The 25,134-nt window shown below is 61.4% G+C and carries 23 protein-coding genes and 2 pseudogenes; 22 read left to right on the top strand and 3 right to left on the bottom strand.

Going from position 1 to position 25,134, the window contains the following annotated elements; all coding sequences use genetic code 11:
- Nucleotides 1-396: 396 nt before the first annotated feature.
- The 16 genes and pseudogenes from ACI2KS_RS02485 to ACI2KS_RS02410 all read left to right on the top strand — a co-directional run bounded on the left by ACI2KS_RS02485 (nucleotide 397) and on the right by ACI2KS_RS02410 (nucleotide 16,144).
- Nucleotides 397-2,019, top strand: a complete 1,623-nt coding sequence (locus tag ACI2KS_RS02485; RefSeq protein ID WP_404616849.1) for a methyl-accepting chemotaxis protein — start codon at nucleotides 397-399, stop codon at nucleotides 2,017-2,019.
- Between the two features lie 9 nt (nucleotides 2,020-2,028).
- Entirely contained in the window at nucleotides 2,029-2,565 is a 537-nt protein-coding gene (locus ACI2KS_RS02480) for a chemotaxis protein CheW (protein WP_404616847.1), read from the top strand.
- Nucleotides 2,562-3,863, top strand: coding sequence for a CheR family methyltransferase (locus ACI2KS_RS02475; RefSeq protein ID WP_404616845.1), 1,302 nt, complete (start codon nucleotides 2,562-2,564; stop codon nucleotides 3,861-3,863). The genes ACI2KS_RS02480 and ACI2KS_RS02475 overlap by 4 nt, the downstream gene beginning before the upstream one ends.
- Nucleotides 3,860-4,543: a chemotaxis protein CheW gene (locus tag ACI2KS_RS02470; RefSeq protein WP_404616843.1), complete on the top strand. Its 684-nt coding sequence runs from the start codon at nucleotides 3,860-3,862 to the stop codon at nucleotides 4,541-4,543. The genes ACI2KS_RS02475 and ACI2KS_RS02470 overlap by 4 nt, the downstream gene beginning before the upstream one ends.
- Nucleotides 4,540-4,999: pseudogene (locus tag ACI2KS_RS02465) on the top strand (Hpt domain-containing protein); the annotation flags it as partial. The gene ACI2KS_RS02470 and the pseudogene ACI2KS_RS02465, both read left to right, overlap by 4 nt.
- A gap of 152 nt (nucleotides 5,000-5,151) precedes the next feature.
- Nucleotides 5,152-6,918 (top strand): annotated as a pseudogene (locus tag ACI2KS_RS02460) (hybrid sensor histidine kinase/response regulator); the annotation flags it as partial.
- Complete coding sequence (locus tag ACI2KS_RS02455; RefSeq protein ID WP_404616841.1) at nucleotides 6,915-7,925, top strand: chemotaxis response regulator protein-glutamate methylesterase; 1,011 nt, start codon at nucleotides 6,915-6,917, stop codon at nucleotides 7,923-7,925. The pseudogene ACI2KS_RS02460 and the gene ACI2KS_RS02455, both read left to right, overlap by 4 nt.
- A gap of 45 nt (nucleotides 7,926-7,970) precedes the next feature.
- Nucleotides 7,971-8,975 (top strand): diguanylate cyclase domain-containing protein, encoded by a 1,005-nt coding sequence (locus ACI2KS_RS02450; protein WP_404616839.1) that lies wholly within the window; start codon nucleotides 7,971-7,973, stop codon nucleotides 8,973-8,975.
- Nucleotides 8,976-9,068: 93 nt separating this feature from the next.
- A complete protein-coding gene (locus ACI2KS_RS02445) occupies nucleotides 9,069-9,242 on the top strand; it encodes a hypothetical protein (protein ID WP_404617279.1) in 174 nt (57 codons plus the stop codon).
- A protein-coding gene (prfB, locus tag ACI2KS_RS02440; RefSeq protein ID WP_404617247.1) for a peptide chain release factor 2 occupies nucleotides 9,168-10,263 on the top strand; the annotation gives its coding sequence in 2 pieces (ribosomal slippage) (nucleotides 9,168-9,239 and nucleotides 9,241-10,263; 1,095 coding nt in all). Before ACI2KS_RS02445 ends, prfB begins: the two co-directional genes overlap by 75 nt.
- Nucleotides 10,264-10,378: 115 nt before the next feature.
- On the top strand, nucleotides 10,379-11,881 hold the full coding sequence (gene lysS, locus ACI2KS_RS02435) for a lysine--tRNA ligase (RefSeq protein WP_404616837.1): 1,503 nt from the start codon (nucleotides 10,379-10,381) through the stop codon (nucleotides 11,879-11,881).
- 211 nt (nucleotides 11,882-12,092) lie between these two features.
- The gene (locus ACI2KS_RS02430; RefSeq protein WP_404616835.1) at nucleotides 12,093-12,824 is read left to right on the top strand and encodes a TetR/AcrR family transcriptional regulator; all 732 of its coding nucleotides are present in this window, start codon (nucleotides 12,093-12,095) and stop codon (nucleotides 12,822-12,824) included.
- 39 nt (nucleotides 12,825-12,863) lie between these two features.
- Nucleotides 12,864-13,421 (top strand): hypothetical protein, encoded by a 558-nt coding sequence (locus ACI2KS_RS02425; RefSeq protein WP_404616834.1) that lies wholly within the window; start codon nucleotides 12,864-12,866, stop codon nucleotides 13,419-13,421.
- 28 nt (nucleotides 13,422-13,449) lie between these two features.
- Nucleotides 13,450-14,727: a flavohemoglobin expression-modulating QEGLA motif protein gene (locus ACI2KS_RS02420; protein WP_404616832.1), complete on the top strand. Its 1,278-nt coding sequence runs from the start codon at nucleotides 13,450-13,452 to the stop codon at nucleotides 14,725-14,727.
- A gap of 155 nt (nucleotides 14,728-14,882) precedes the next feature.
- Complete coding sequence (locus ACI2KS_RS02415) at nucleotides 14,883-15,821, top strand: alpha/beta hydrolase (RefSeq protein WP_404616830.1); 939 nt, start codon at nucleotides 14,883-14,885, stop codon at nucleotides 15,819-15,821.
- Nucleotides 15,818-16,144 (top strand): hypothetical protein, encoded by a 327-nt coding sequence (locus ACI2KS_RS02410; protein WP_404616828.1) that lies wholly within the window; start codon nucleotides 15,818-15,820, stop codon nucleotides 16,142-16,144. The genes ACI2KS_RS02415 and ACI2KS_RS02410 overlap by 4 nt, the downstream gene beginning before the upstream one ends.
- A 199-nt stretch (nucleotides 16,145-16,343) precedes the next feature.
- Here ACI2KS_RS02410 and ACI2KS_RS02405 read toward each other — a convergent pair whose 3' ends face one another.
- From ACI2KS_RS02405 to ACI2KS_RS02395, 3 genes are all read right to left on the bottom strand, one after another.
- The gene (locus ACI2KS_RS02405) at nucleotides 16,344-17,126 is read right to left on the bottom strand and encodes an OmpA family protein (protein WP_404616826.1); all 783 of its coding nucleotides are present in this window, start codon (nucleotides 17,124-17,126) and stop codon (nucleotides 16,344-16,346) included.
- A 47-nt stretch (nucleotides 17,127-17,173) separates the two neighbouring features.
- Nucleotides 17,174-17,599: a DUF4398 domain-containing protein gene (locus ACI2KS_RS02400; RefSeq protein WP_404616824.1), complete on the bottom strand. Its 426-nt coding sequence runs from the start codon at nucleotides 17,597-17,599 to the stop codon at nucleotides 17,174-17,176.
- Between the two features lie 281 nt (nucleotides 17,600-17,880).
- A complete protein-coding gene (locus tag ACI2KS_RS02395; RefSeq protein WP_404616822.1) occupies nucleotides 17,881-18,225 on the bottom strand; it encodes a pilin assembly protein in 345 nt (114 codons plus the stop codon).
- A gap of 232 nt (nucleotides 18,226-18,457) precedes the next feature.
- On the opposite strand from ACI2KS_RS02395, the gene ppc reads away from it, so the two are divergent.
- The 6 genes from ppc to ACI2KS_RS02365 all read left to right on the top strand — a co-directional run bounded on the left by ppc (nucleotide 18,458) and on the right by ACI2KS_RS02365 (nucleotide 25,048).
- Nucleotides 18,458-21,094, top strand: coding sequence for a phosphoenolpyruvate carboxylase (gene ppc / locus ACI2KS_RS02390; protein WP_404616820.1), 2,637 nt, complete (start codon nucleotides 18,458-18,460; stop codon nucleotides 21,092-21,094).
- Nucleotides 21,095-21,379: 285 nt separating this feature from the next.
- Nucleotides 21,380-22,027 (top strand): adenylate kinase, encoded by a 648-nt coding sequence (adk, locus tag ACI2KS_RS02385; RefSeq protein WP_404616818.1) that lies wholly within the window; start codon nucleotides 21,380-21,382, stop codon nucleotides 22,025-22,027.
- A 106-nt stretch (nucleotides 22,028-22,133) separates the two neighbouring features.
- On the top strand, nucleotides 22,134-22,808 hold the full coding sequence (tsaB, locus tag ACI2KS_RS02380) for a tRNA (adenosine(37)-N6)-threonylcarbamoyltransferase complex dimerization subunit type 1 TsaB (protein WP_404616816.1): 675 nt from the start codon (nucleotides 22,134-22,136) through the stop codon (nucleotides 22,806-22,808).
- A gap of 339 nt (nucleotides 22,809-23,147) precedes the next feature.
- Nucleotides 23,148-23,438 carry a hypothetical protein gene (locus ACI2KS_RS02375; RefSeq protein ID WP_404616814.1) on the top strand — a complete coding sequence of 97 codons (291 nt, stop codon included), beginning with the start codon at nucleotides 23,148-23,150 and terminating at the stop codon, nucleotides 23,436-23,438.
- Entirely contained in the window at nucleotides 23,435-24,307 is an 873-nt protein-coding gene (locus ACI2KS_RS02370; protein WP_404616812.1) for a DUF72 domain-containing protein, read from the top strand. The genes ACI2KS_RS02375 and ACI2KS_RS02370 overlap by 4 nt, the downstream gene beginning before the upstream one ends.
- A 42-nt stretch (nucleotides 24,308-24,349) precedes the next feature.
- Nucleotides 24,350-25,048 carry an extensin family protein gene (locus tag ACI2KS_RS02365; RefSeq protein WP_404616810.1) on the top strand — a complete coding sequence of 233 codons (699 nt, stop codon included), beginning with the start codon at nucleotides 24,350-24,352 and terminating at the stop codon, nucleotides 25,046-25,048.
- The last annotated feature ends 86 nt before the right edge of the window (nucleotides 25,049-25,134 follow it).

Genomic DNA, 25,134 nt, shown 5'->3' with positions numbered 1-25,134 from the left:
AGCCCGCTCCTACGCGCCTCTGGTCAGAATCCAAAGCAGGCGGTGATACATGCCGATCGCTTCTGCCTGCAGGTCATCAGATAGGGATCGTTCCCACGCTCCGCGTGGGAATGCAGCCCGTGAGGCTCTGCGTCACCCAACGGGCGACGCGGAGCGTCTAGCGAGCGGCTACCACGCGGAGCATAGGAGCAATCTTCCCCCTTCATCATGCAACGCTGTCCGCTGCCGATAACGTGTCAGATATTTCTGATATATCTGTGCGTTATCGCGTCATCTATGTCGGAATCGGCCCGGTTAATTGGTAAGGCACTAGGCTATACTCCGCTCGTTTTGGGCCGTCCGTCGGTCCGCTTCTTGAACCCGGTTTCCCCGGTGTTGAACTCTTGAGGGCTGACTGTGAAGAACTGGACGTTGCGTCAACGCATTTTGGCGAGCTTCGCTGTAATCATCGCCATTATGCTGCTGATGGTGATCGTGTCGTATACACGACTGTTGTCGATCCAGAACAGCGAAGAAGCGGTGAGCGACGATGCGTTGCCGGGCGTGTACTTCAGCACGCTGGTGCGCAGTGCCTGGGGGGAGAGTTATATACGCACCCTGGAGCTGATCGGCGAAGGCAAGGCACGTGAGCTCACGCGTGCCGAACAGGATCAGTACATCGACTTCGAGACGCGTCTGCAAAGTCAGATCGACGGCTACAAGAAAACCATCTTCGACGACGCCGATCGCGCCAACTTCAATGTGTTCGAGAAGCAGCGGGAAACCTATACGCGCCTGCTCAATGAAGTGCTCAAGGCTTACCAGGGCGGCGATTACATGGCTGCGCGCACCGAGTTCTACGGCCAGGTCAACCCGATCTGGCTGCAGGGGCGCCGACAGCTCAACGACCTGATCGTGTTCAACAAGGCCGTTGCGGATCAGGCGACGGGCAACATTGCTTCGGCGGTCTTTGCCGCGAAGGTCAGCATGGGCATCTCGCTACTGGTCGCGATCCTGGCGGCCGGTGCCTGCGGGTTGCTGCTGATGCGCACCATTCTGGCGCCCATGAACCGCATCGTGCGGATCCTCGACACCATGCGCACCGGTGACCTGAGCAGTCGTCTCACGCTGGACCGCAACGATGAATTCGGCTCGGTGCAAACCGGTTTCAACGCCATGATCACCGACCTTGCCGCGCTGGTTTCCCAAGCGCAGCGCTCTTCCGTGCAGGTCACCACCTCGGTGACCGAAATCGCCGCCACCTCCAAGCAGCAGCAGGCCACGGCCACCGAAACCGCCGCGACCACCACCGAGATCGGCGCCACCTCGCGGGAGATCGCTGCCACCTCTCGCGATCTGGTCCGGACCATGACCGAAGTGACGTCAGCCGCCGATCAGGCTTCGATTCTCGCAGGCTCCGGCCAACAGGGCCTGGCGCGCATGGAAGACACCATGCATTCGGTGATGGGCGCCGCCGATCTGGTCAATTCCAAGCTGGCGATCCTCAACGAGAAGGCCGGCAACATCAATCAGGTGGTGGTGACCATCGTCAAGGTCGCCGACCAGACCAACCTGCTGTCCCTGAACGCCGCCATCGAAGCTGAAAAAGCCGGTGAGTACGGCCGTGGCTTTGCCGTGGTCGCCACCGAGGTGCGCCGCCTGGCCGATCAGACTGCCGTGGCCACCTACGACATCGAACAGATGGTTCGCGAAATCCAGTCGGCGGTGTCGGCGGGCGTGATGGGCATGGACAAGTTTTCCGAAGAAGTGCGTCGCGGCATGTTCGAAGTGACGCAGGTCGGCGAGCAGCTTTCGCAGATCATTCATCAGGTGCAGGCGCTGGCGCCACGGGTGCTGATGGTCAACGAAGGGATGCAGGCGCAGGCGACCGGCGCCGAACAGATCAATCAGGCGCTGGTGCAATTGGGTGATGCCAGCAGCCAGACCGTGGAGTCCCTGCGTCAGGCCAGCTTTGCCATCGACGAGCTGAGCCAGGTGGCGGTGGGGCTTCGCAGTGGCGTTTCGCGTTTCAAGGTCTGAGCCCAGGCCATGATCGAGCATTCAGCCAAACGCAACGCCGTGGTGGTGCCCAGCAACAAGCTGTTCCTGTTGTTTCGCATCGGCACCGAGCGTTATGCCCTGGAAGCGACGGAGGTGGCCGAGGTGCTGCCTCGGCTGGTGCTCAAGCCCATCGCCCACGCCCCGCATTGGGTGGCGGGGGTGTTCGCGCATCGCGGGGCGGTGGTGCCGGTCATCGACCTCAGCGCCCTGACGTTTGGCCAGCCTGCGCAATCACGGACCAGTACCCGGTTGGTGCTGGTCAACTATCGGGCCAGTGCTGACCGTGTCCCGCAGTGGCTGGGCCTGATTCTGGAGCAGGCCACCGACACGCTGCGCTGTTCGCCCGATGCGTTCAAGGAATATGGCCTGGACAATCGCCAGGCACCCTATCTGGGGCCGGTGCGTGAAGATGAGCTGGGGTTGCTGCAATGGATACGCGTGCAGGATCTGCTCGACGATTCAGTGCGTGAGTTGCTGTTCCCGCAGCAGCCCTTGAGTCTTGACCGGTTCGAGGCGGCGCCATGAGCGAAGATGCGCGCTTCTTCGCCTTTCTCAAGCACCGCATTGGCCTGGATGTGGCCTCCGTGGGTGAGGCAATCATTGAGCGCGCCGTGCGCCAACGCTGCGCGAGCGCCAAAATGGCGGATCACGATGCGTATTGGCAGCTGTTGCTGGCCTCGACCGAGGAACAACAGGCGCTGATCGAAGCGGTGATCGTTCCCGAGACCTGGTTTTTCCGTTACCCGGAATCCTTTGTCACGCTTGGCAAACTGGCGACCGCGCGGCTTGCCCAGCTCGATGGCGCGCGGCCTCTGCGTATCCTGAGCCTGCCATGCTCTACCGGTGAAGAGCCTTATTCGATCGCCATGGCTCTGTTCGACGCAGGCCTGCAAGCGCAGCAGTTCAAGGTCGAGGCGGTGGACATCAGCCCGCTGTCGCTGCAACGCGCGCGCCATGGCGTGTATGGCAAAAACTCGTTTCGCGGCGGCGAAACCGGCTTTCGCGAGCGCTATTTCACCGAGGCCGAACCAGGCTTCAGTGTGCAGGAGCGGGTTCGCGAACGGGTCGGGTTTCAGGCCGGCAATTTGCTCGATCCTGCGTTGCCGGTCGCGCAGTCGGCCTATGACTTCGTGTTCTGCCGCAACCTGCTGATCTATTTTGACGTCGAGACCCAAAGACGCGGTTTCGATGCCCTCAAGCGCATGACCCGCGACGATGGCGTGCTGTTCATCGGCCCCGCCGAAGGCAGCTTGCTGGGACGCATGGGCATGGCATCGATTGGCGTTGCCCAGTCGTTTGCCTTTCGCCATCGTCTCGAGCCGGTCGCCGAGCAGGCGGTGCTGGTTGCCCCTGCGGTGCTGCCGCCGTTGCCGGTCGAGCCGTCGCCCAGCGCCCGCTATGCAGCGCCTTGCGCCTCACCTGTTCGAAACACCCCACGCCCGTTCGCAGCGCTGGCGTCCACCGCTGGCGCCGCGATGCCGCGTTCGAATGTCTCGGGGGAAGCCGCCGAGCTGCTGGACAGCATCGAGAAACTGGCCAACCAGGGCAAGAGCGCCGAGGCCAGGGCCGCGTGCGAGCAATATCTCAAACGCCACGAGCCGGCCGCCCCAGTGTTTTACTGGCTGGGCCTGCTCAGCGAAGTCGGCGGCGATGCGCCCGCCGCTCAAGGCTTTTACCGCAAGGCGTTGTACCTTCAGCCGCAGCATCCACAGGCGTTGGCCCAGTTGGCGGCCTTACTGGCGGCACAGGGCGACGTTGCCGGTGCTCGTCGCCTGCAAGAGCGTGCTGCGCGTGGCGTGATCAAACAAGGGCGTCATCCATGACTGGCGTACACACTGAACTGGTAAGCAGCGACGCCCAGGCCATCGACGATTGCTGGAACCGCATCGGTATCCATGGCGACCGCTCCTGCCCATTGCTGGTTGAACACATTCATTGCCGCAACTGCTCGGTGTATTCGGCGGCCGCGACCCGACTGCTCGACCGTTATGCACTGGCGCAGGAGCATCGGGTCTCGATGCACAGCGAGGAGCTTGCCAGCGAGGTCAAGACACGCTCGATTGTGGTGTTCCGGCTGGGCGAAGAATGGCTGGGCTTGCCCACCCGCTGCCTGGTCGAGGTGTCGCCGGTGCAGACCATTCACTCGTTGCCCCATCAGCGCTCCCGGGCATTGCTCGGCGTTGCCAACGTGCGCGGCGCGCTGGTCGCTTGCCTGTCATTCGTCGAGTTGCTGGGGCTCGACGCCACAGTCGGCGGGGCCGGTAACGCCCGGATCATGCCGCGCATGCTGATCGTTTCCGCCGAGGGCGGCCCGGTGGTGGTGCCGGTGGATGAGGTCGATGGCATCCACGCCATCGAGGCGCGGCTGCTGGACGCCGCGTCGGCGCCGGCGCTGAACACCAATGCCCGATTCACCCGAGGTGTGGTGCAGTGGAAAAACCGCAGCCTGCGCCTGCTCGATGAAGAACAATTGTTGTCGGCAGTGACCCGGAGCATGACATGACGCCCGATCAAATGCGCGATGCCTCATTGTTCGAGCTGTTCACCCTGGAAGCTGAAGCGCAGACCCAGGTGTTGAGCGCAGGCCTGTTGGCGCTGGAACGCAATCCGACCCAGGCCGATCAGCTGGAAGCGTGCATGCGTGCCGCCCACTCGCTCAAGGGCGCGGCACGGATCGTCGGGGTCAACGCCGGGGTCAGCGTCTCCCATGTCATGGAGGACTGTCTGGTCGAGGCGCAGGAAGGACGCCTGCTGCTCAAGCCTGAGCATATCGACGCGCTGCTGATGGGCACCGACCTGCTCATGCGCATTGCCTCGCCAGGCGAGAGCACTGTCGGCCAGGGCGACATCGACGGTTACGTGGCCCTGATGAACGATCTGGTCAAGCCAGGCGCCCGCCACCCTGGTGTGACGACAGGCCTTGCGCCGTCCATGGACGATTTGCTGCTGGCCAATGCACAACTGCTGATGGCGTCGGTGCAGTCTGCGCCTGGACCGGCAGCGGTCGATGCGCCGCAGATGCAACAACCTGCCTTGGCCGATGTGCCCGAACCGCTGGCCAAAATGCCTGTCAGCGAAGACCCGTCCGCATCCAGAGCCGAGCGCCGACCTGAGCGTCGTGTCGCTGAGGGCGGTGAGCGGGTGTTGCGGGTCACCGCCGAGCGCTTGAACAACCTGCTGGATCTGTCGAGCAAATCGCTGGTCGAGACGCAACGGCTCAAGCCTTATCTGACGGCCATGCAGCGGGTCAAACGTTCCCAGAGTGGCGCCAGCCGGGCATTGGATAATCTTGAAGCGCTGCTGGACGCCAGCGTCGACCCGGATGCGCAAAAGGCACTGGAAGAAGCGCGTCGATTGCTCAGCGAAGCGCAGCATCTGCTCATCCAGCAGACCTCTGACCTGGATGAGTTCGGCTGGCAGGCGACGCAACGCGCGCAGTTGCTTTACGACACCGCGCTGGCCTGCCGCATGCGCCCGTTCGCCGACGTGCTGGCCGGTCAGGCGCGCATGGTGCGCGACCTGGGGCGCTCGCTGGGCAAACAGGTACGCCTTGAAATCGACGGCGAAAAAACCCAGGTGGACCGCGACGTGCTGGAAAAGCTCGAAGCCCCGCTGACGCATTTGTTGCGTAACGCGGTCGATCACGGCATCGAGTCCCCGGAGCAGCGCCTGGCCAGCGGCAAACCGGCCGAAGGGCTGATTAAGCTCAAGGCCTCTCATCAAGCCGGATTGCTGGTGGTCGAGCTGATCGACGACGGCGCCGGTGTCGACCTCGGACGCCTGCGCCGCAGCATCGTCCAGCGCAAATTGTCGGCAGAAGAAACCGCCGCGCAGATGAGCGAGGAGGAGTTGTTGAGCTTTCTCTTCCTGCCCGGTTTCAGCATGCGCGACAAGGTCACCGAAGTGTCGGGTCGCGGCGTGGGGCTCGATGCGGTGCAGCACATGGTTCGGCAACTGCGTGGCGGCGTCGAGCTGGATCAGCAGGCCGGGCAGGGTAGCCGGTTCCACATCGAAGTGCCGCTGACCCTGTCGGTGGTGCGCAGTCTGGTGGTGGAAGTGGGCGGCGAGGCTTACGCTTTTCCGCTGGCGCATATCGAACGCATGCGTGATGTGCAGGCCGACCAGATCGTGCAGCTCGAAGGGCGTCAGCATTTCTGGCACGAGGAGCGGCACGTCGGTCTGGTGGCGGCCAGTCAGCTGCTCAATCGTCCGCCCAGCCAGCACCCCGAAGACGTGCTCAAGGTGGTGGTGATTCGCGAACGCGACTCGGTGTATGGCGTGGCGGTCGAGCGTTTCATCGGCGAACGTACGCTGGTGGTACTGCCGCTGGATCCGCGTCTGGGCAAGGTTCAGGATATTTCGGCGGGGGCATTGCTCGACGACGGGTCGGCGGTGTTGATCATCGATGTCGAAGACATGCTGCGTTCAGTCGAAAAGCTGCTCAATACCGGACGCCTTGAGCGCATCGACCGGCGCAATCGGCAGGTCGACCTGCAGGTCCGCAAGCGCGTACTGGTGGTCGATGACTCGCTGACGGTGCGTGAGCTGGAGCGTAAGTTGCTACTGGGTCGCGGTTATGAAGTGGCGGTTGCGGTGGATGGCATGGACGGCTGGAACGCCCTCAGGGCCGAAGACTTCGACCTGCTGATCACGGACATCGACATGCCGCGCATGGACGGTATCGAGCTGGTGACGCTGCTGCGTCGCGACAGTCGTCTGCAGTCGTTGCCGGTCATGGTGGTGTCCTACAAGGATCGCGAGGAAGATCGTCGCCGAGGGCTGGACGCCGGAGCCGACTATTATCTGGCCAAGGCAAGTTTTCATGACGATGCGTTGCTCGACGCTGTCGTCGAACTGATAGGAGAGGCGCAAGGATGAAGATCGCCATCGTCAACGACATGCCCATGGCTGTCGAAGCATTGCGTCGCGCGCTGGCTTTCGAGCCGGCGCACCAGTTGGTGTGGGTGGCGAGCAATGGCGCCGAAGCGGTGCAGCGTTGCGCCGAACAGACGCCGGACCTGATTCTGATGGACCTGATCATGCCGGTGATGGACGGCGTGGAGGCCACTCGACGTATCATGGCCGCCACGCCGTGCGCCATCGTGATCGTCACGGTGGACCGCGAGCAGAACGTGCACCGGGTCTTCGAAGCCATGGGGCATGGTGCGCTGGACGTGGTGGACACTCCGGCGATCGGTGCGGGCAACCCCAGGGACGCTGCGGCACCTTTGTTACGCAAGATTCTTAATATAGGCTGGCTCATCGGTCAGCGTGACAGCCGCGTGCGTACCGCGCCTGAGCCCTTGCGCCAGACTGCGCAGCGTCAGGGGCTGGTCGCCATCGGCTCGTCTGCCGGTGGGCCGGCGGCGTTGGAAGTGCTGCTCAAGGCGCTGCCCAAGGACTTTGCGGCGGCTATCGTGCTGGTGCAGCACGTGGATCAAGTGTTCGCCGCTGGCATGGCACAGTGGTTGAGCAGCTCTTCGGGGTTGCAGGTGCGGCTGGCTTGCGAGGGCGAGCCGCCTCAGAGCGGAACCGTGTTGCTGGCGGGTACCAATCACCATATTCGTCTGTTGAAGAACGGCACGCTGGCCTATACCGCAGAGCCGGTCAACGAAATCTACCGGCCCTCGATCGATGTGTTTTTCGAGAGTGTGGCCAGCTATTGGAGCGGTGATGCAGTGGGTGTTCTGTTGACTGGCATGGGCCGTGATGGTGCCCAGGGGCTCAAGCTGATGCGTCAGCGCGGCTTTCTTACCATCGCCCAGGATCAGCAGAGCTGCGCGGTATATGGCATGCCCAAAGCGGCAGCAGCCATCGACGCGGCCAAGGAAATTCGCTCGCTGGACACAATTGCGCCTCGCTTGATCGAGGCATTTATCCGATGAATTTCCAGGTGATTTCACAGCACTGCTGTGACCAGGAGACCCTGAATGCATGACTTGCAACTGGACAACGTAGGCGCCACGGACGAAAACGCTGCCATGGTGCTGCTGGTCGACGATCAGGCCATGATCGGCGAGGCAGTCCGGCGCGGGCTGGCCAACGAGGAAAACATCGATTTCCATTTTTGTGCCGACCCGCATCAGGCCATCGCTCAGGCGATCCAGATCAAGCCGACGGTGATCCTGCAGGACCTGGTCATGCCGGGTTTGGACGGTCTGACGCTGGTGCGCGAATACCGTAACAACCCGGCCACCCGCGACATTCCGATCATCGTGCTTTCGACCAAGGAAGACCCGCTGATCAAGAGCGCCGCCTTTGCCGCTGGCGCCAACGATTATCTGGTCAAGTTGCCGGACAACATCGAGCTGGTTGCGCGTATCCGCTATCACTCGCGCTCCTACATGACGCTGTTGCAGCGCGACGAGGCCTATCGCGCCCTGCGGGTCAGTCAGCAGCAATTGCTGGACACCAACCTGGTGCTGCAACGGCTGATGAACTCCGACGGCCTGACCGGGCTGTCCAATCGTCGGCACTTCGACGAGTACCTGGAGCTTGAATGGCGCCGGGCGACCCGGGAACAGACCCAGCTGTCGCTGATGATGATCGATGTCGACTACTTCAAGGCCTACAACGACAACTTCGGCCATCTTGAAGGTGATGAGGCGTTACGCCAGGTGGCCAAGGCCATCCGCGCCAGCAGCAGTCGTCCTTCCGATCTACCAGCGCGCTATGGCGGCGAAGAGTTTGCCCTGGTGCTGCCCAATACCTCGCCCGGCGGCGCCCGCCTGCTGGCCGAGAAACTGCGCCAGTCCATCGCCGGCATGAACATTCCCCATATCGCCCCGGCCGACGGCGCCAGCCTGACGGTCAGCATCGGCCTGTCGACCATGGTGCCGGAAGTGGGCAGCCACAGTCGTCAGCTGATCCAGAATGCCGATCAGGGCCTGTACGCCGCCAAGCACAACGGGCGCAACCAGGTGGTGGTGGGGTAAGACTGCTCACCGCTTCATGTAGCAGCACGGCTTGCCGGCGGTGGCACCCTTGAGTTCGCCGCCGGCAAGCCGTGCTGCTACAGAGGTAGATCCATGGCGACGAGAGTAACCCTGCCCAACGGACTGCCATCGGCGCAGTGGCTGGGGTATACTCGCCGGCTTTGTAATTTTCGCCTGCGAGTGCTGCCCACCATGGAAATCAACCCGATCCTAAACAGCATCAAGGACCTGTCCGAGCGCTCCGAAACCATTCGGGGGTATCTTTGACTACGATCACAAAAGTGATCGTCTGACCGAAGTCAACCGCGAGCTCGAAGATCCGAACGTCTGGAATAACCCGTCCTACGCCCAGGAACTGGGCCGTGAGCGGTCCCTGCTGGCACAGATCGTCGACACCCTCGATGAAATGAGTTCCGGTCTGGCTGACGCCAAGGACCTGCTGCTGATGTCTGCCGAAGAAGAAGACCAGGCAGCGGTGGACGACGTCGCCGCGGAAGTCGAGCGTCTGCGTGAAGCCCTGGAAAAACTGGAGTTTCGCCGCATGTTCAGCGGTGAGATGGACCAGAACAACGCCTACCTGGACATCCAGGCCGGCTCCGGCGGCACCGAGGCTCAGGATTGGGCCAACATCTTGCTGCGCATGTACCTGCGCTGGGCCGACAAGCGCGGTTTCGACGCGACCATCATGGAGCTGTCGGCCGGTGAAGTCGCCGGGATCAAGGGCGCCACGGTACACATCAAGGGCGAATACGCCTTTGGCTGGCTGCGTACCGAGATCGGCGTGCACCGACTGGTGCGCAAGAGCCCGTTCGACTCCGGCAACCGTCGCCACACCTCGTTCTCGGCGGTCTTCGTGTCGCCGGAAATCGACGACAACATCGAAATCGACATCAACCCCTCGGACCTGCGCATTGATACCTATCGCTCGTCCGGTGCCGGTGGTCAGCACGTAAACACCACTGATTCGGCGGTGCGTATCACCCACGTACCGACCAACACCGTGGTCAGCTGCCAGAACGAACGTTCCCAGCATGCGAACAAAGACACCGCGATGAAAATGTTGCGGGCGCGCTTGTACGAGCAGGAAGTCCAGAAGCGCAACGCCGCCTCGCAAGCGCTGGAAGACACCAAGTCCGACATCGGCTGGGGTCACCAGATCCGCTCGTACGTGCTCGATGCCTCGCGCATCAAGGATTTGCGTACCAGCGTGGAGCGCAGCGACTGCGACAAAGTGCTCGACGGCGACCTCGACGAATACCTGATCGCGAGCCTCAAGCAGGGCCTGTAATCGCGACACCACTGTTGCGGGCCTGACACGCCGGATGGCGTGCCCGGTCCGCGATCCCTCGCCGCACATTCGAGCAGGCGAGGGGCAACGAACCTGTGATGGAAAATCAAAAGACATGAGCGACCAACAACTCGACCCGCAAGCCCAGCAACAGGAAGAAAACACCCTGATCGCCCTGCGCAAGGAAAAGCTTGCTGCCGAGCGCGCCAAGGGTCAGGCCTTCCCCAACGACTTCCGCCGCGACAGCTACTGCAACGATTTGCAGAAACGGTACGCGGACAAGACCAAGGAAGAGCTGGCCGAGGCTGCGATTGCGGTCAAGGTTGCCGGTCGCATCATGCTCAACCGTGGCTCGTTCATGGTGATCCAGGACATGACCGGACGCATCCAGGTCTATGTCAACCGCAAGACCCTGTCCGAAGACACCCTGGCTGCGGTCAAGACCTGGGATCTGGGCGACATCATCGCCACCGAAGGTACCCTGGCCCGTTCCGGCAAGGGCGACCTGTACGTCGAAATGACCAGCGTGCGCCTGCTGACCAAATCGCTGCGTCCGTTGCCGGACAAGCACCACGGCCTGACCGACACCGAGCAGCGCTATCGTCAGCGCTACGTTGACCTGATCGTCAACGACGAAGTGCGCGAGACCTTCCGCGTGCGCTCGCAAGTCATCGCCCACATCCGCAGCTTCCTGATGCAACGCGACTTCCTGGAAGTCGAGACGCCGATGCTGCAGACCATTCCCGGCGGCGCGGCGGCCAAGCCGTTCGAGACCCACCACAACGCCCTGGACATGGGGATGTTCCTGCGTATCGCGCCGGAGCTGTACCTCAAGCGGCTGGTCGTGGGTGGTTTCGAGAAGGTCTTCGAGATCAACCGCAACTTCCGTAACGAAGGCGTTTCGACCCGGCACAACCCCGAGTTCACCATGCTCGAGTTCTACCAGGCCTACGCTGACTACGAAGACAACATGGACCTCACCGAGGAGCTGTTCCGTGAACTGGCTCAGCTGGTGCTGGGCTCGACCGACGTGCCGTACGGCGACAAGGTGTTCCACTTTGGCGAGCCGTTCGTGCGCCTGTCGGTGTTCGATTCGATCCTCAAGTACAACCCGGACCTGACCGCCGAAGACCTCAACGACATCGACAAGGCCCGCGCCATTGCCAAGAAGGCCGGTGCCAAGGTGCTGGGCTTCGAAGGCCTTGGCAAGCTGCAGGTGATGATTTTCGAAGAGCTGGTCGAGCACAAGCTGGAGCAGCCGCACTTCATCACCCAGTACCCGTTCGAAGTCTCGCCGCTGGCCCGTCGCAACGATGAGAACCCGAACGTCACTGACCGCTTCGAGCTGTTCATCGGTGGTCGTGAAATCGCCAACGCTTATTCCGAGTTGAATGACGCGCAGGATCAGGCCGAGCGTTTCATGGCGCAGGTCGCCGACAAGGATGCGGGCGACGATGAAGCCATGCACTACGACGCCGACTTCGTCCGCGCCCTGGAATACGGCATGCCGCCAACGGCGGGTGAAGGCATCGGTATCGACCGTCTGGTCATGCTGCTGACCAACTCCCCATCGATCCGCGACGTCATCCTGTTCCCGCACATGCGGCCGCAAGCCTAAGCGTCAAGACAAGCCGCCTGAGCAGGGCGGCTTTTTTTTGTCTGTTGAGCGAGTGTTCAGTCGTCCCCACTGACGCTGATCGCGCGCAAGCTCACTCCTACAGGGACATGCGATCAACTGTAGGAGTGAGCTTGCTCGCGATGACGTCGATGCTGGCGCTCAAGACCCGTCATAGGCCCCGATTACCAAGACTGAAAAAGGAAAACCTGTCGTGAATCGTTTGATCGCTCAAAAGGGAGCCGCTGGCCTTGCCACGGCAGTCGCGCAGAGTGTTCAGTACCAAGGCCGCAAGGCGAGCCGACAGGGCAGCGAGCAGCGCAGGCAGCAGATTCTCGATGCCGCCATGCGCATCCTCATCCGTGACGGTGTGCGGGCCGTACGCCACCGCGCTGTCGCCGCCGAGGCGCAGGTTCCGCTGTCGGCCACGACCTACTACTTCAAGGACATCGACGACCTGCTCACCGATGCCTTCGCCCAATATGTCGAGCGCAGCGCTGCCTACATGGCCAAGCTGTGGACCAACACCGAGACCCTGCTGCGGGAAATGGTTGCGCGCAACGATGGCAGCACCCAGGCCCGTGCGCGGCTGGCCGATGAAATCGCCCGCATGACCATGGAGTACGTGCGGCATCAGTTGCTGACCCGTCGCGACCAGTTGATCGCCGAGCATGCGTTCCGTCTCGAGGCATTGATCAACCCGCGCCTGGCCTCCCTGGTCGGCGCCCATCAGCAGATTCTGTTGCAGGGAAGTGCCCAGTTTCTCGAAGTCATGGGCTCGACCCAACCTCAACTGGATGCTCAAGTGTTGACGGGGATTATCGGCCGGATGGAATATCAGGGCCTGCTGGAGGGGCAGCACCCCGACGCAGACGAGCAAATGCTCGCTATCCTTACGCGGCAGATGCATCTGGTTCTGGGCACCGCCAAGCCTGTGGCTGGCTGACAACGCTTGATTTCAAGGGCTCGGTTTCAGGAGAAAGTGATGAAAGTCTGGAGCGTCCTGCTCGCCTTGTCGTTCGCATTGCTAAGCGGATGCCTGGTGACTTTCAAGGACCCGATTGCGACGCGCGACACAGCGCCGGCCAAGCTGCTCGGCACCTGGACCAGCAAGAATGCCTGGGGCGAGCCGCTGGAGCTGGAGATCAGCCGCGCGGGTACCGATCAGTACAAGGCGGTCAGCTACCGCAAGGGCGACCGCAAGAACCGTGATGAGTACACCTTCACGGTGTCGCGTCATGGCAGCCGCTGGTACCTGTCAGCCGCCTTGCCGCAGAAGTACGGCGCCAATTATGTGATTGGCGGGTTCGATCTGGTCGACAACGACAATGCCGCCGATGAGCTGGTGGTCTACGACCTGGATCTGGAACGCATGCAGCAGCTGGTCGAGCAGAAGGTGTTCGACGGGCAGCCGGTGGAAACCGAGAAGGGTGACGGCGTACTGATCACCACCTCCATGGACAAGGTGTTCGCCTATCTGGACGACACTGCCAATTCCGACGTTTTCCTCAAGGCGGCTCAGTATCAGCGCATGAGCAAATAGCGCCACGGCTTAATCAAAGGGGTATTGGGTGGACGATTACCAGCAGACCATTCGCACGCTGTCCGATCGTATCGTGTTGGCGCAGACGCCGATCCGCGTACTCGATGCGGTGAAGTGGGACGACAGCATCCGCAAGAATTTCCTCGCCGCCAAGGGCAAGCAGCTACCTGAAGTCGATCGTGCCTACTACGAGAACCGCCCCCTGGGCTTCGATTCCGGTGCGCTGAAGATTGAGTTCCAGAACATCGAGCGCGACATCACCCGGCAACTGGGGCAGTTCAACCCCGTCGGCCAGATCATGCGCCGCATGTGCAAGGAATACCGCATGGTCATCCGCATGCTCGAAGCGCGCGGTACGCCGGATTTCGGGCTGATCTCCCAGGAGCTGTATGGCGCCGCGTCCGATGCGTTTCATGCCGGTGACCCGACGCTGGCCGATCTTGGCCTGATGCTCTCCGACTATCTGAACAACATCGCTGGCCGGGGTGACCTCAAGGATGAGCCGAAAACCCTGACCGCCAAGGACGCGGTGGCCATGCTGCAAAGCCGCCTGAACCGCACCTTTGGCGAGGCCGAGGAAACCATTCGGGTATTTGAGTCCGACGGTATCGTCGCCGACGCTGCAGCGGGCGCCGACTACATCAAGATTCGCAGCGACGCGATGTTCAATGAACGTGATGTGCGGGCGCTGGAAGTCCACGAAGGTCTGGTGCACGTCGGCACCACGCTCAATGGTCAGAATCAGCCGATCTGCACCTTCCTGGCCAAGGGGCCGCCGTCGTCCACCGTCACTCAGGAAGGCCTGGCGATCCTGATGGAGATCATCGGTTTCGCTTCCTACCCAAGCCGCCTGCGCAAGCTCACCAATCGTACCCGCGCCATCCACATGGCAGAGGAGGGCGCGGATTTCCTGCAGGTATTCGAGTTCTACCGTGAGCAGGGCTTTGGCATGCCGGAAAGCTACGGCAACGCCAGTCGTGTTTTCCGCGGCTCTGTGCCCAATGGTCTGCCGTTCACCAAGGATCTGTCCTACCTCAAGGGTTTCATCATGGTTTACAACTACATCCAGTTGGCCGTGAGGAAGGGCAAGCTGGAGCAGGTGCCCTTGCTGTTCTGCGGCAAGACCACCCTGGAAGACATGCGAACCTTGCGGCAGTTGGTCGATGAAGGTCTGGTGGTGCCGCCCAAATACTTGCCGGATCAGTTTCGCGACATGAACGCACTCTCGGCCTGGATGTGCTTCTCCAACTTCCTCAACCATTTGAGCCTGGACCGGATCGAGGCGGATTATTCGAATATTCTGTGAGGTTCAGGGTGTGCATCAATCTGTAGGAGTGAGCTTGCTCGCGATGGGGTCTGGCCGGCTGGCCTCCTGTGGCTGACGAATCGCTATCGCGAGCAAGCTCACTCCTACAGGTCAGGTGGTGTTTTGGAAAAGTCGAACAAAAAAAGGACCGTGCGTTGAAGCTGCTCATTTCGCTGCTTTTCCTGCTTTCCCTCACCGGCTGCAGCGAACTGCTGTTCTACCCTGAACGCGAGGTGCCGATTACGCCGGCCAACGCTCATCTGGCCTACCGTGACGTGACCCTTGTCACTGCCGATGGCAAAAAACTCAATGGCTGGTGGCTACCGGCCAAAGAAGGGATGCCGGTCAAGGGCACGGTGCTGCACCTGCATGGCAACGGCGGCAACATGGCCTGGCACCTGGGCGGCAGTTGGTGGCTGCCGGAGCAGGGCTATCAAGTCTTGCTCGTGGACTACCGTGGCTACGGTCGCTCCGAGGGCGAGCCGAGCCTGCCTGCCATCTATCAGGACATCGACGCCGCCTTCGACTGGTTGAACAAGGCGCCTGAAGTTCAGGGCAAGCCCTTGGTGGTTCTGGGCCAGAGCATCGGTGGTGCGCTGGCTGTGCATTACCTGGCCGGGCATGCGCAGCAGCGCTCGCGGGTCAAGGCGCTGGTGCTCGATGGCGTGCCGGCCAGCTATCGCGAGGTCGCTCGCTACACGCTGGGCACCTCGTGGCTGACCTGGCCATTCAAGCGGCCGCTGTCGTGGGTGGTTCCAGACGGCGACAGCGCCATCAACGGCATGGCACAACTCAAGGGCACACCGATGTTGCTGTTCCAGAGCCTGGACGACAGTCAGGTGCCGCTGTACAACGGCATCAGCCTTTACCAGGCGGCGCCGCCGCCCCGGGTGTTGCAACTGACCCGGGGTCCGCATGTGCAGACCTTCGCCGACCCGACCTGGCGTGAGGTCATGGTTCGGTACCTGGACGACCCGCTGCACTTCAATGGCCTGCGGCGTCTGGCTGAAGTCCCGAATTATCCCGACCCCGATGCGAGCAGCAAGACTCCCGCTGCGCCATCGCACAGCCAACCTGCAGAGACCCCGCAATGAGCGAAGAACGTAATGTAATTCCGCAGATCCTGACCGGGGTCGCCTGTATTTTCGGCACGGTGGGGGTCCTGTGGTACTACGGCTATGTGCATTTTGCCAAGCCTGAAGATGCGTTGCAGTTGAGTCAGTTCACCATGGTCAAGACGGTTCCGGGCGAGGATTACAAAGTCGCCGCAGAGCCAGCCGCGCAGGTCGCGCAGTGCATCGATGGGGTGATGGTGTTGTTCGATACCGAGCAGAAGGGGCTGACCGGGGTGTTGGTCAATGACCGGCAGCAGGCGGTGCGGTGCATGGGGCAGGAGACGCCGCAGACGGTGCAGTGAAGCGCGGGGAGCTGGTTTTTGTGTGTATATCCGTCATGTCTGTTGGCGCTGATTACGGTTGCGCCGTAAGGGCGGAACCATCATCAGGGCCACCCTCGATATAGGAGATACACCCCGTTGAAGGGCCACCCACCACCCACAAACAAGCCCCACCTGCTCGTCAACAGGCGGGGCTTTTCAGGATATTGCTACAACCGCATCACTGCATCGAAGAACGCGGCGCGACCGGCTGGTTGTCGTTGGAAATCGTCACTTCCACGCGACGATTCATCGCACGACCCGACGCGCTGGCGTTATCGGCCACAGGGTATTCCTTGCCATAACCCTGCGAGACCACACGGTCCATGCTCACACCCATCTTCACCAGCGCCATACGCACCGAGTTGGCGCGCCGCTCGGACAACGACTGGTTATACGTCGCCGAACCTGTGCTGTCGGTGTAACCCTCGACGATCACCTTGCGATCTGGGTTCTCCTGAAGAAACTGAGCCAGCTTGTTGACGTTGACCAGACCGCTGGACTTAAGCTCGGCCTTGTTCAGGTCAAACAGCACATCGCCGAAGGTCACCAACGTACCGCGCTCGGTCTGCTTGGCATTCAGGCTGTTCTGCAAGGCCTTGATTTGCGCATCGCGAGCGTCCAGACGTGCCTGGGCACGTTGCGCCGAGGCATTCTTCAGATCGTTCTCAGCGGTTTTCAGGTTGATCGTCTGCTTGGCCAGCTCGACGCGCTGATTGGTCAGATAAGCCAGCTGATCGACCTTCTTCTCGTTGTCGTTGTTGCGATACGCGGCATCCGCCTTGTCCAGCCACTCGCTGGCATCTTTGGTTTCCAGAGCCGCAAGCTCGGTGGCTTTAGGGTTGCTTTGCAGCGCCGAATAATTGGTACGGGCCTGTTCCAGATTGACGTTCGGTTGCGAGGAGCAGGCAGCCAGACCAACGCTCAGGGCCAGCAGGGCAGGGATCAGTACTTGTTTACGCATGATGGTTTCGTCCTTTAAATCAGTGGCAATGCATGAAGTGCGAAGCGTTATTGGCCGGTCGGCTGAACCTGACGCATGCCTTCTTCACGCAGTTCATTGACGCCCTGACGAGCATCCTGCACGGCTTTCTGAGCCTTGGCCGCCTGCGCCTTGCGCTCGGCTACACGGGCATCCCATTCAGCCTGCTCGGCATATTTGCGAGCTTCGTCGTATTTCTTTTCCTGCATGGCCAGTTCAGCCTGCTTGAACTTGTCCTGAGCCGACTTCATTTCGACGGCGGCGTACTCGGTACCGCCTGCGCTGACGGCAGCGTTCACCGCAGATTGCGTCACCGCGTATTGCTCGCTCGGAGGATTGCCTGCGCAACCGGCAAGCAGGAGGCTGGTGCCCACGGCCAGCGCGGCCATTTTCAGCCCGCGCAGGCTTTTGAACGTGGTGTTGGCAGTGCTGGTGTTCATGGTGTTCAACTCCATTTTGAAACTCCTGAAAACAAGGTTTTTCCATTTCAGTCGTGAGCCTGGGCGGTCGAGCGATGCGGCTCGGTTCCACTGCCATCTGTCGGCTTTTTCTGTAATGGCTAACTGCTCGGACCTGCGCGTTTTTTGAATAGTTCAGACGTTTTTCTCATCAAGACCGCGGCTTTTGTTACCTGTTGTAATTCTGGCGCTCTAATTCTGGCGCAAAAAAATACGCGCCAGGCTCGTGTTTACGAGCTGGCGCGCGGTGCTTGGAAGTTCTGAAAGCGACGTCGTGATCAGTGTTGCGAGCTGTCCTGCTGATCGGATAAATCTTGCAGATGACGACGTGACAAAGCGAGGAAACGCGGGGTTGGGCCGACGTCTTCGTACAGCGGATCCCCTTGCTCGTCGGTCGCGATGACATGCTGCCCCTTGATGTACGGAAAGCTGGCTTCCAGCTCTTCAAGGGCTGCGCCAATCAGCTCTCCCAGCAGTTCTTCGGGGGAGCGTTTGGGGTACATCTGGGCAATCGCGGCGAGTCGGGCAGCGGCTTCGATGTCCAGGTGAACTGCATAGCCAGAATTGGTCAGGCGACCCTTGGCGGTCTGTTCCCACTGTTTTGCGAGCTCACGAATTTTCATGAAAACCTCTTCTTCGACCCGCATGGTGGCGGGCTCAGGCGGATTTACGAGCCCTCGTGGGACCCATTGACGAGACTAGCTTGCTCCCGGCAGATGTGAGGCAAAGGGTTGCTTATGTGCATGAATTTGTCGCTCTATACACACAAATAGAGGCAAAACTTACGAGGGCGTTCAGTTTCGAATCATCGAACTGACTCAGGGCAGAACAAAAAACGCTGAAGGAGAACGCTGGATGGCTGATATCGATGCACGCTTGCGCGAGGACGTCCACCTGCTGGGCGAGCTGTTGGGCAACACCATTCGTGATCAGCATGGCGCTGATTTTCTCGAGAAGATCGAGCGCATTCGCAAGAGCGCCAAGGCCGGGCGTCACGGCTCGACGCAGAGCACCGAGCAACTGAGCTCAAACCTTGAAAGCCTCGGCGAAGACGAGCTGCTGCCAGTGGCACGGGCTTTCAACCAGTTCCTGAATCTGGCCAACATCGCCGAGCAATATCAGCTGATCCATCGCCGCGACGACAGCAAGCCGCAACCGTTCGAGTCGCGGGTGCTGCCTGAGCTGCTGGAGCGCCTGAAGCTAGCCGGGCAGTCATCTGAAGCACTCGCCCGGCAGCTCGGCAAGCTGGAGATCGAGCTGGTACTCACCGCGCACCCGACCGAAGTCACGCGGCGCACCTTGATCCAGAAATACGATGCCATCGCCGCGCAACTGGCGGCCCTGGATCATCGTGACCTGAACGCGGTGGAGCGTGAGCAGATCACCGAGCGCCTGCAACGCCTGATCGCCGAAGCGTGGCACACCGAAGAAATCCGTCGCATCCGGCCCACGCCGGTGGATGAGGCAAAGTGGGGTTTCGCGGTCATTGAAAACTCGCTCTGGCAAGCCATTCCCAGCTATTTACGCAAGGCCGATCAAGCCTTGCATGCGGCCACCGGTCTGCATCTGCCGCTGGAAGCTGCGCCCATCCGCTTCGCCTCATGGATGGGCGGCGACCGTGACGGCAATCCGAATGTCACCGCTGCCGTGACCCGTGAAGTGCTGTTGCTGGCACGCTGGATGGCTGCCGACCTGTACCTGCGCGATGTCGATCAGCTGGCGGCCGAGCTGTCGATGCAGCAAGCCAGCGCTGAGCTCAGAGCCGTTGCCGGAGACAACGCCGAGCCCTATCGATATGTGCTGAAAAAACTCCGCGAACGGCTGCGAGCGACGCGTAATTGGGCGCATGCCTCGTTGACTGTCACCCAGCCTGCGCCCGAAGGCGTGCTGCACAACAATCGCGACTTGCTCGATCCTTTGCAGCTGTGTTTCCAGTCACTGCATGAGTGCGGCATGGGCGTGATCGCTGACGGTCCGTTGCTCGACTGTCTGCGTCGTGCGGTGACTTTTGGCCTGTTCCTGGTCAAGCTCGATGTGCGTCAGGACTCGACCCGTCATAGCTCGGCGATGACCGAAATTACCGACTACCTGGGGCTGGGGCGTTACGAGGAATGGGACGAGCAGACGCGCATCGAATTCCTGCTGCGCGAGCTGAATAACAAGCGGCCGCTGTTGCCCGCGCATTTCAAACCGGCTGCCGATACCGCCGAAGTGCTGGCGACCTGTCGTGAGGTGGCCGCTGCGCCCGCAGCCTCCTTGGGCTCGTACGTTATTTCCATGGCAGGCGCGGCATCCGATGTGCTGGCGGTGCAACTGCTGCTCAAGGAAGCCGGACTGCAACGGCCGATGCGCGTCGTGCCCTTGTTCGAAACCCTTGCCGACCTGGATAACGCAGGCCCGGTGATCGAGCACCTGCTCAGCCTGCCGGGTTATCGCCTGCGCCTGCATGGCCCGCAGGAAGTCATGATCGGCTACTCCGACTCGGCCAAGGATGCCGGCACCACCGCCGCTGCCTGGGCGCAATACCGGGCTCAGGAAAAACTGGTGGAAATCTGCCGCGCCCAGCAGGTCGAGCTGCTGCTGTTTCACGGCCGTGGCGGTACGGTCGGACGTGGCGGCGGACCGGCCCATGCGGCGATTCTGTCGCAGCCGCCGGGGTCGGTCGCCGGGCGTTTCCGCACCACTGAACAGGGCGAGATGATCCGCTTCAAGTTCGGGCTGCCGGACATCGCCGAGCAGAACCTCAATCTGTACCTGGCCGCAGTGCTCGAGGCCACCCTGCAGCCGCCGCCGCTGCCTAAACCTGCGTGGCGTCAGGTGATGGACCAGTTGGCCGCAGATGGCGTGAGCGCTTACCGGGCAGTGGTTCGCGAGAACCCTGAGTTCGTCGAGTATTTCCGTCAGGCGACGCCCGAGCAGGAGCTGGGCCGACTGCCTTTGGGCAGCCGGCCAGCCAAGCGACGCGAGGGCGGCGTAGAGAGCCTGCGGGCCATTCCATGGATCTTCGCCTGGACCCAGACGCGGTTGATGCTGCCGGCATGGCTGGGCTGGGAAGATGCCTTGGGCAAGGCGCTGGAGCGCGGTCAGGGTGAGCTTCTGGGGCAGATGCGTGAGCAGTGGCCGTTTTTCCGCACCCGCATCGACATGCTGGAAATGGTCCTTGCCAAGGCTGACAGTGACATCGCTCAGCTCTACGATGAACGTCTTGTGGAGCCCCGGCTGCTGCATTTGGGTGCACATTTGCGCGACCTATTGTCGCAGGCGTGCAACGTGGTGCTGGGGCTGACCGGGCAGTCGCAGCTGTTGGCCCATAGTCCGGAAACCCTGGAATTCATCAGCCTGCGCAATACCTACCTCGATCCTCTTCATCTATTGCAGGCCGAATTGCTGGCGCGCTCGCGCCGTCAGGAGGCCAGTCTGGACAGTCCTTTGGTACAGGCTCTACTGGTGTCTGTCGCAGGCATCGCCGCCGGTTTGCGCAACACCGGTTAAGGTGAAGTTTCCCACGCGGATGGGGGCGAAGGCCTTCATCTCGCGGTGCGCCGACGATCGGCACCGGCGCATCCCTGTAAAGTTGCACCGGGTCGTACTCATCTACGGATCGTTCGCAAGCTACTGGTTTGTCGCGGGTTGCTGCGACTTTTGGCGTCTTGTGCGCTATGAATCGGCTGTGTATCTTGATCAGCCTTTGGCCGTTGGGTCAGTAAATCTTTTTAGGTGATTGGCCCCATTTAGGCGAATCCGACGAAATCTCTATAAAAATTGAGGAGCACAACAATGCGCGTGATTCTGCTGGGAGCTCCCGGGGCCGGTAAAGGTACTCAGGCAAAGTTCATCACCGAAAAATTCGGTATCCCGCAAATCTCCACCGGCGACATGCTGCGCGCAGCGGTCAAGGCTGGCACCGAGCTGGGTCTGAAGGCCAAGAGCGTCATGGACAGCGGCGGTCTGGTCTCCGATGACCTGATCATCGGCCTGATCAAGGATCGCCTGTCGCAGCCTGACTGCGCCAACGGTTGCCTGTTCGACGGCTTCCCGCGCACCATCCCTCAGGCTGAAGCCCTGAAGAACGCCGGTCTGGCGATCGACCACGTGGTAGAGATCAAGGTCGACGACGAGGAGATCGTCCAGCGTATTTCCGGCCGTCGCGTGCATGAAGGTTCAGGCCGCGTCTATCACCTGGTCTATAACCCGCCGAAAGTCGAGGGCAAGGACGACGTGACCGGCGAAGACCTGGTTCAGCGCAAGGACGACGTGGAAGCGACCGTGCGTCATCGCCTGTCGGTCTACCACTCGCAGACCAAGCCTCTGGTCGAATTCTACGCCAAGCTGGAAGCTCAAGACGGCACGCCCAAGTGCAGTCACATCGAAGGTGTCGGCTCGGTCGACTCCATCACCGCCAAAGTGCTCCAGGCATTGAGCTGATAGACGCTCATATGCAGTGAACTACGGCCCGCTTGCGGGCCGTAGTTGTTTATAATGCGGCACTTTTTTCGCACAGCACTTCTTTCACCCGACCATGGAAACCCCGATGACCACCTTGCTGGCCCTGGACACCGCCACTGAAGCCTGCTCAGTCGCTTTGCTGCACGACGGCAAGGTGCTGACTCACTATGAGGTGATCCCGCGCCTGCATGCGCAGAAGCTCCTGCCGATGATCAAGGACTTGCTGGCCGAGGCGGGCATCGGGCTGTCGGCACTGGATGCGATTGCCTTCGGTCGCGGTCCTGGCGCGTTTACCGGCGTGCGGATCGCCATCGGTGTGGTGCAGGGCCTGGCGTTTGCTCTGGATCGTCCGGTGTTACCGGTGTCCAACCTGGCCGCGTTGGCGCAGCGGGCCTATCGCGAACAGGGCGCGAACCAAGTCGCGGCCGCGATCGATGCGCGTATGGACGAGGTGTACTGGGGTTGCTACCACCAGACGGCAGGTGAAATGCGCCTGCTGGGTGCTGAAGCCGTGCTGGCGCCTGAGCACGCAGTCTTGCCAGCCCAGGCGTCGGGCGACTGGTTCGGCGCCGGCACCGGGTGGGGTTACGCCGATCGTATTCCGGTCACGTTGACCGCTCACGACGCCAGCCTGCTGCCTCACGCCCAGGACATCCTGAACCTGGCGCAGTTTGCCTGGCAACGCGGCGAAGCGGTCGTCGCCGACGATGCCCAGCCGGTGTACCTGCGCGACAAGGTGGCAACGCCCAAGGCGCGTTGAGTTCTGTCAGCTGTGCACGCACGTGTGGTATCAGGCTTGCTGGCGAAAGCGGTAGACCGGGCGATATCTCTGTGTACTGAAGAATGTAGGCGCCAGCGAGCCCTTTCCCACTGGCACAACGCCGAACCCTGCCAGATTGACGATGGCCAAACGCAGGGCCTGCACGCTCAATTTGCGAGTCAAGTCACAGCAGTGACTACCGTTCGGCGACAAATTTGCATTTTCTGCCGGGCGGGCTCAAACGTTTTGTAATAACTGTGGTCTAGTTATCGTTCGCTCATTTGCTTGATGCCAATGGGTGAGATTAAATTGCCACTACAAGACGCCGAGTAAGCATCGATGCGCATCAATGGTCCTTCACAACGTTCGTACCCGATAAAGCGCAAGCCACGCAAAGGCGCTGCGACGATTGACAGTGCTTCCGAGGAAGTGATCGACGACGTCGAAGTGATTGCCCAACCGGCTCGTCGCCAGACCGGCGGTACGGCAAATGTGCCTGCTCGCCAGCAGGACATCATCTTTCCCCGCGCCATGAGCACCCGCGTTGCCCATGCGTTGAGCAGCTACCTCACCACCTCTACCTTTGTCGACTGGGACCTTGAAGTCTCCGGGCTCGATCTTCACGTTTGAACGTCGCCAACCCGCCTTACTTCATCGGCTGTCCGTCCTGGAGCGAAAACGCCTGGCGTCAGTCGCTGTATCCGCCCGACGCGCGCGCCCCGGAATTCCTTGAGTTGTACGCCCAGGTGTTCAACGCAGTCGAAGGCAACACCACGTTCTATGCGCGCCCGACTGTGGCCACTGTGCAGCGCTGGGCGCAGGTTCTCCCCGAACATTTTCGTTTCACCGCCAAGTTCCCGGGCGATATCAGTCATGCTGGCGACTTGCGCGAACACCTGGCTGCCGCCGAAGACTTCCTGAAACTGCTCGCCCCGCTTGGCGCCCGGGTGCAGCCGCTGTGGCTGCAACTGCCGGCCAGCTTCACGCCTAATCGTCTGGGCGAATTGGCCGCGTTCATCGCAGCGCTGGAGGGCCGGGCGCTGGCGGTGGAAGTGCGCAACATGGCGTTCTTCAACAAAGGCGAGCACGAGCGCACGCTCAATCGCCTGCTGCTCGATCGGGGCGTGGAGCGCATCTGCCTGGACTCGCGACCGCTGTTCAGCTGTATTTCCAGTGACCCGGCGGTGCTCCATGCGCAATCGAAAAAACCGAAAATACCGCCACGTCCTGCTGCGTTGACTCAATTCCCGCAGGTGCGCTTCATCGGCCACCCTGAGTTGGAAGCCAACGACAGTTTTCTTGATCAGTGGGCGCAAAAGGTCGCCGGCTGGATCGAGGAAGGGCGCACGCCCTGCGTGTTCCTGCACACGCCGGACAATATCCAGGCGCCGGAGCTTGCAAGACGTTTCCACCAGCGGCTGATGGCGCTGCTGCCGGGTTTGCCTGGGTTACCCGAATTGGACCGAGGCCCGCAGGTTGAGCAACTCGGTCTGCTCTGAGGTCGATAGGCAGGACACTGTGCCATTGACTGGAACCAGGCCATGCGTGGCTCGACCCTGTTTTTTCTGTTGCTGCTGAGCTGTGCGGGCATCGCCGTTTCCGTGTGGCGTGGCTGGCTGCCGCTGGCGGATCGCTGGAATCCCTGGGCGCCGCTGAATGTGCAAGACGAGCCGAACCTGCTGACTACCTTCAAATTGTGGCGACTGCGCGATGATCCGGCCCTGTGCGATCAGGCCTTGCAGACCTCGACCCTGCGTTATGCGCATCAGGCCGACAGCGCCACCGATGCCAAATGTCCTCTGACCGACACGTTACGCATCCAGGGCGGCGACGTGGCGCTGAGCAGCAGCTTTCTGTCGAGCTGCCCCTTGGCGGTCGCCTATGCGCTATTTGATATTCACGCGCTGCAGCCCGCCGCGCTGGCGGTGTTCGGGCAGAAGGTCACGCAGGTCGACCACCTCGGCAGCTTTGCCTGTCGCAACGTCTACAACCGCAGCCAGGGGCGCCTGAGCCAGCATGCATCGGCCAATGCTCTGGACATCGCAGGTTTTCGTCTGGCAGACGGGCGCACAATTACGGTGCTCAAGGACTGGAAAGATGAAGGCGACAACGGCAGATTTCTGCGGTTGGTCAGGGATGGCGCCTGCCGACAGTTCAACACCGTGCTCGGGCCAGACTACAACGCGGCCCACCACAACCATTTTCATGTGGACATGGGCCATTGGCGAGTGTGTCGGTAGGGGGGCGAATCCTGCGCTGTAGCCGCAAGGCTTGCCGGCGATAGCGATCTGAAGGACGCCCCCGCTGGCGAGCCGGATTGCTACAC

This window comes from Pseudomonas sp. NPDC087358, from assembly GCF_044900785.1.
Classification (GTDB): Bacteria; Pseudomonadota; Gammaproteobacteria; order Pseudomonadales; family Pseudomonadaceae; genus Aquipseudomonas.
Note: the sequence above shows the minus strand (reverse complement) of the source record. Positions and strands in the feature narration are given on the sequence as shown.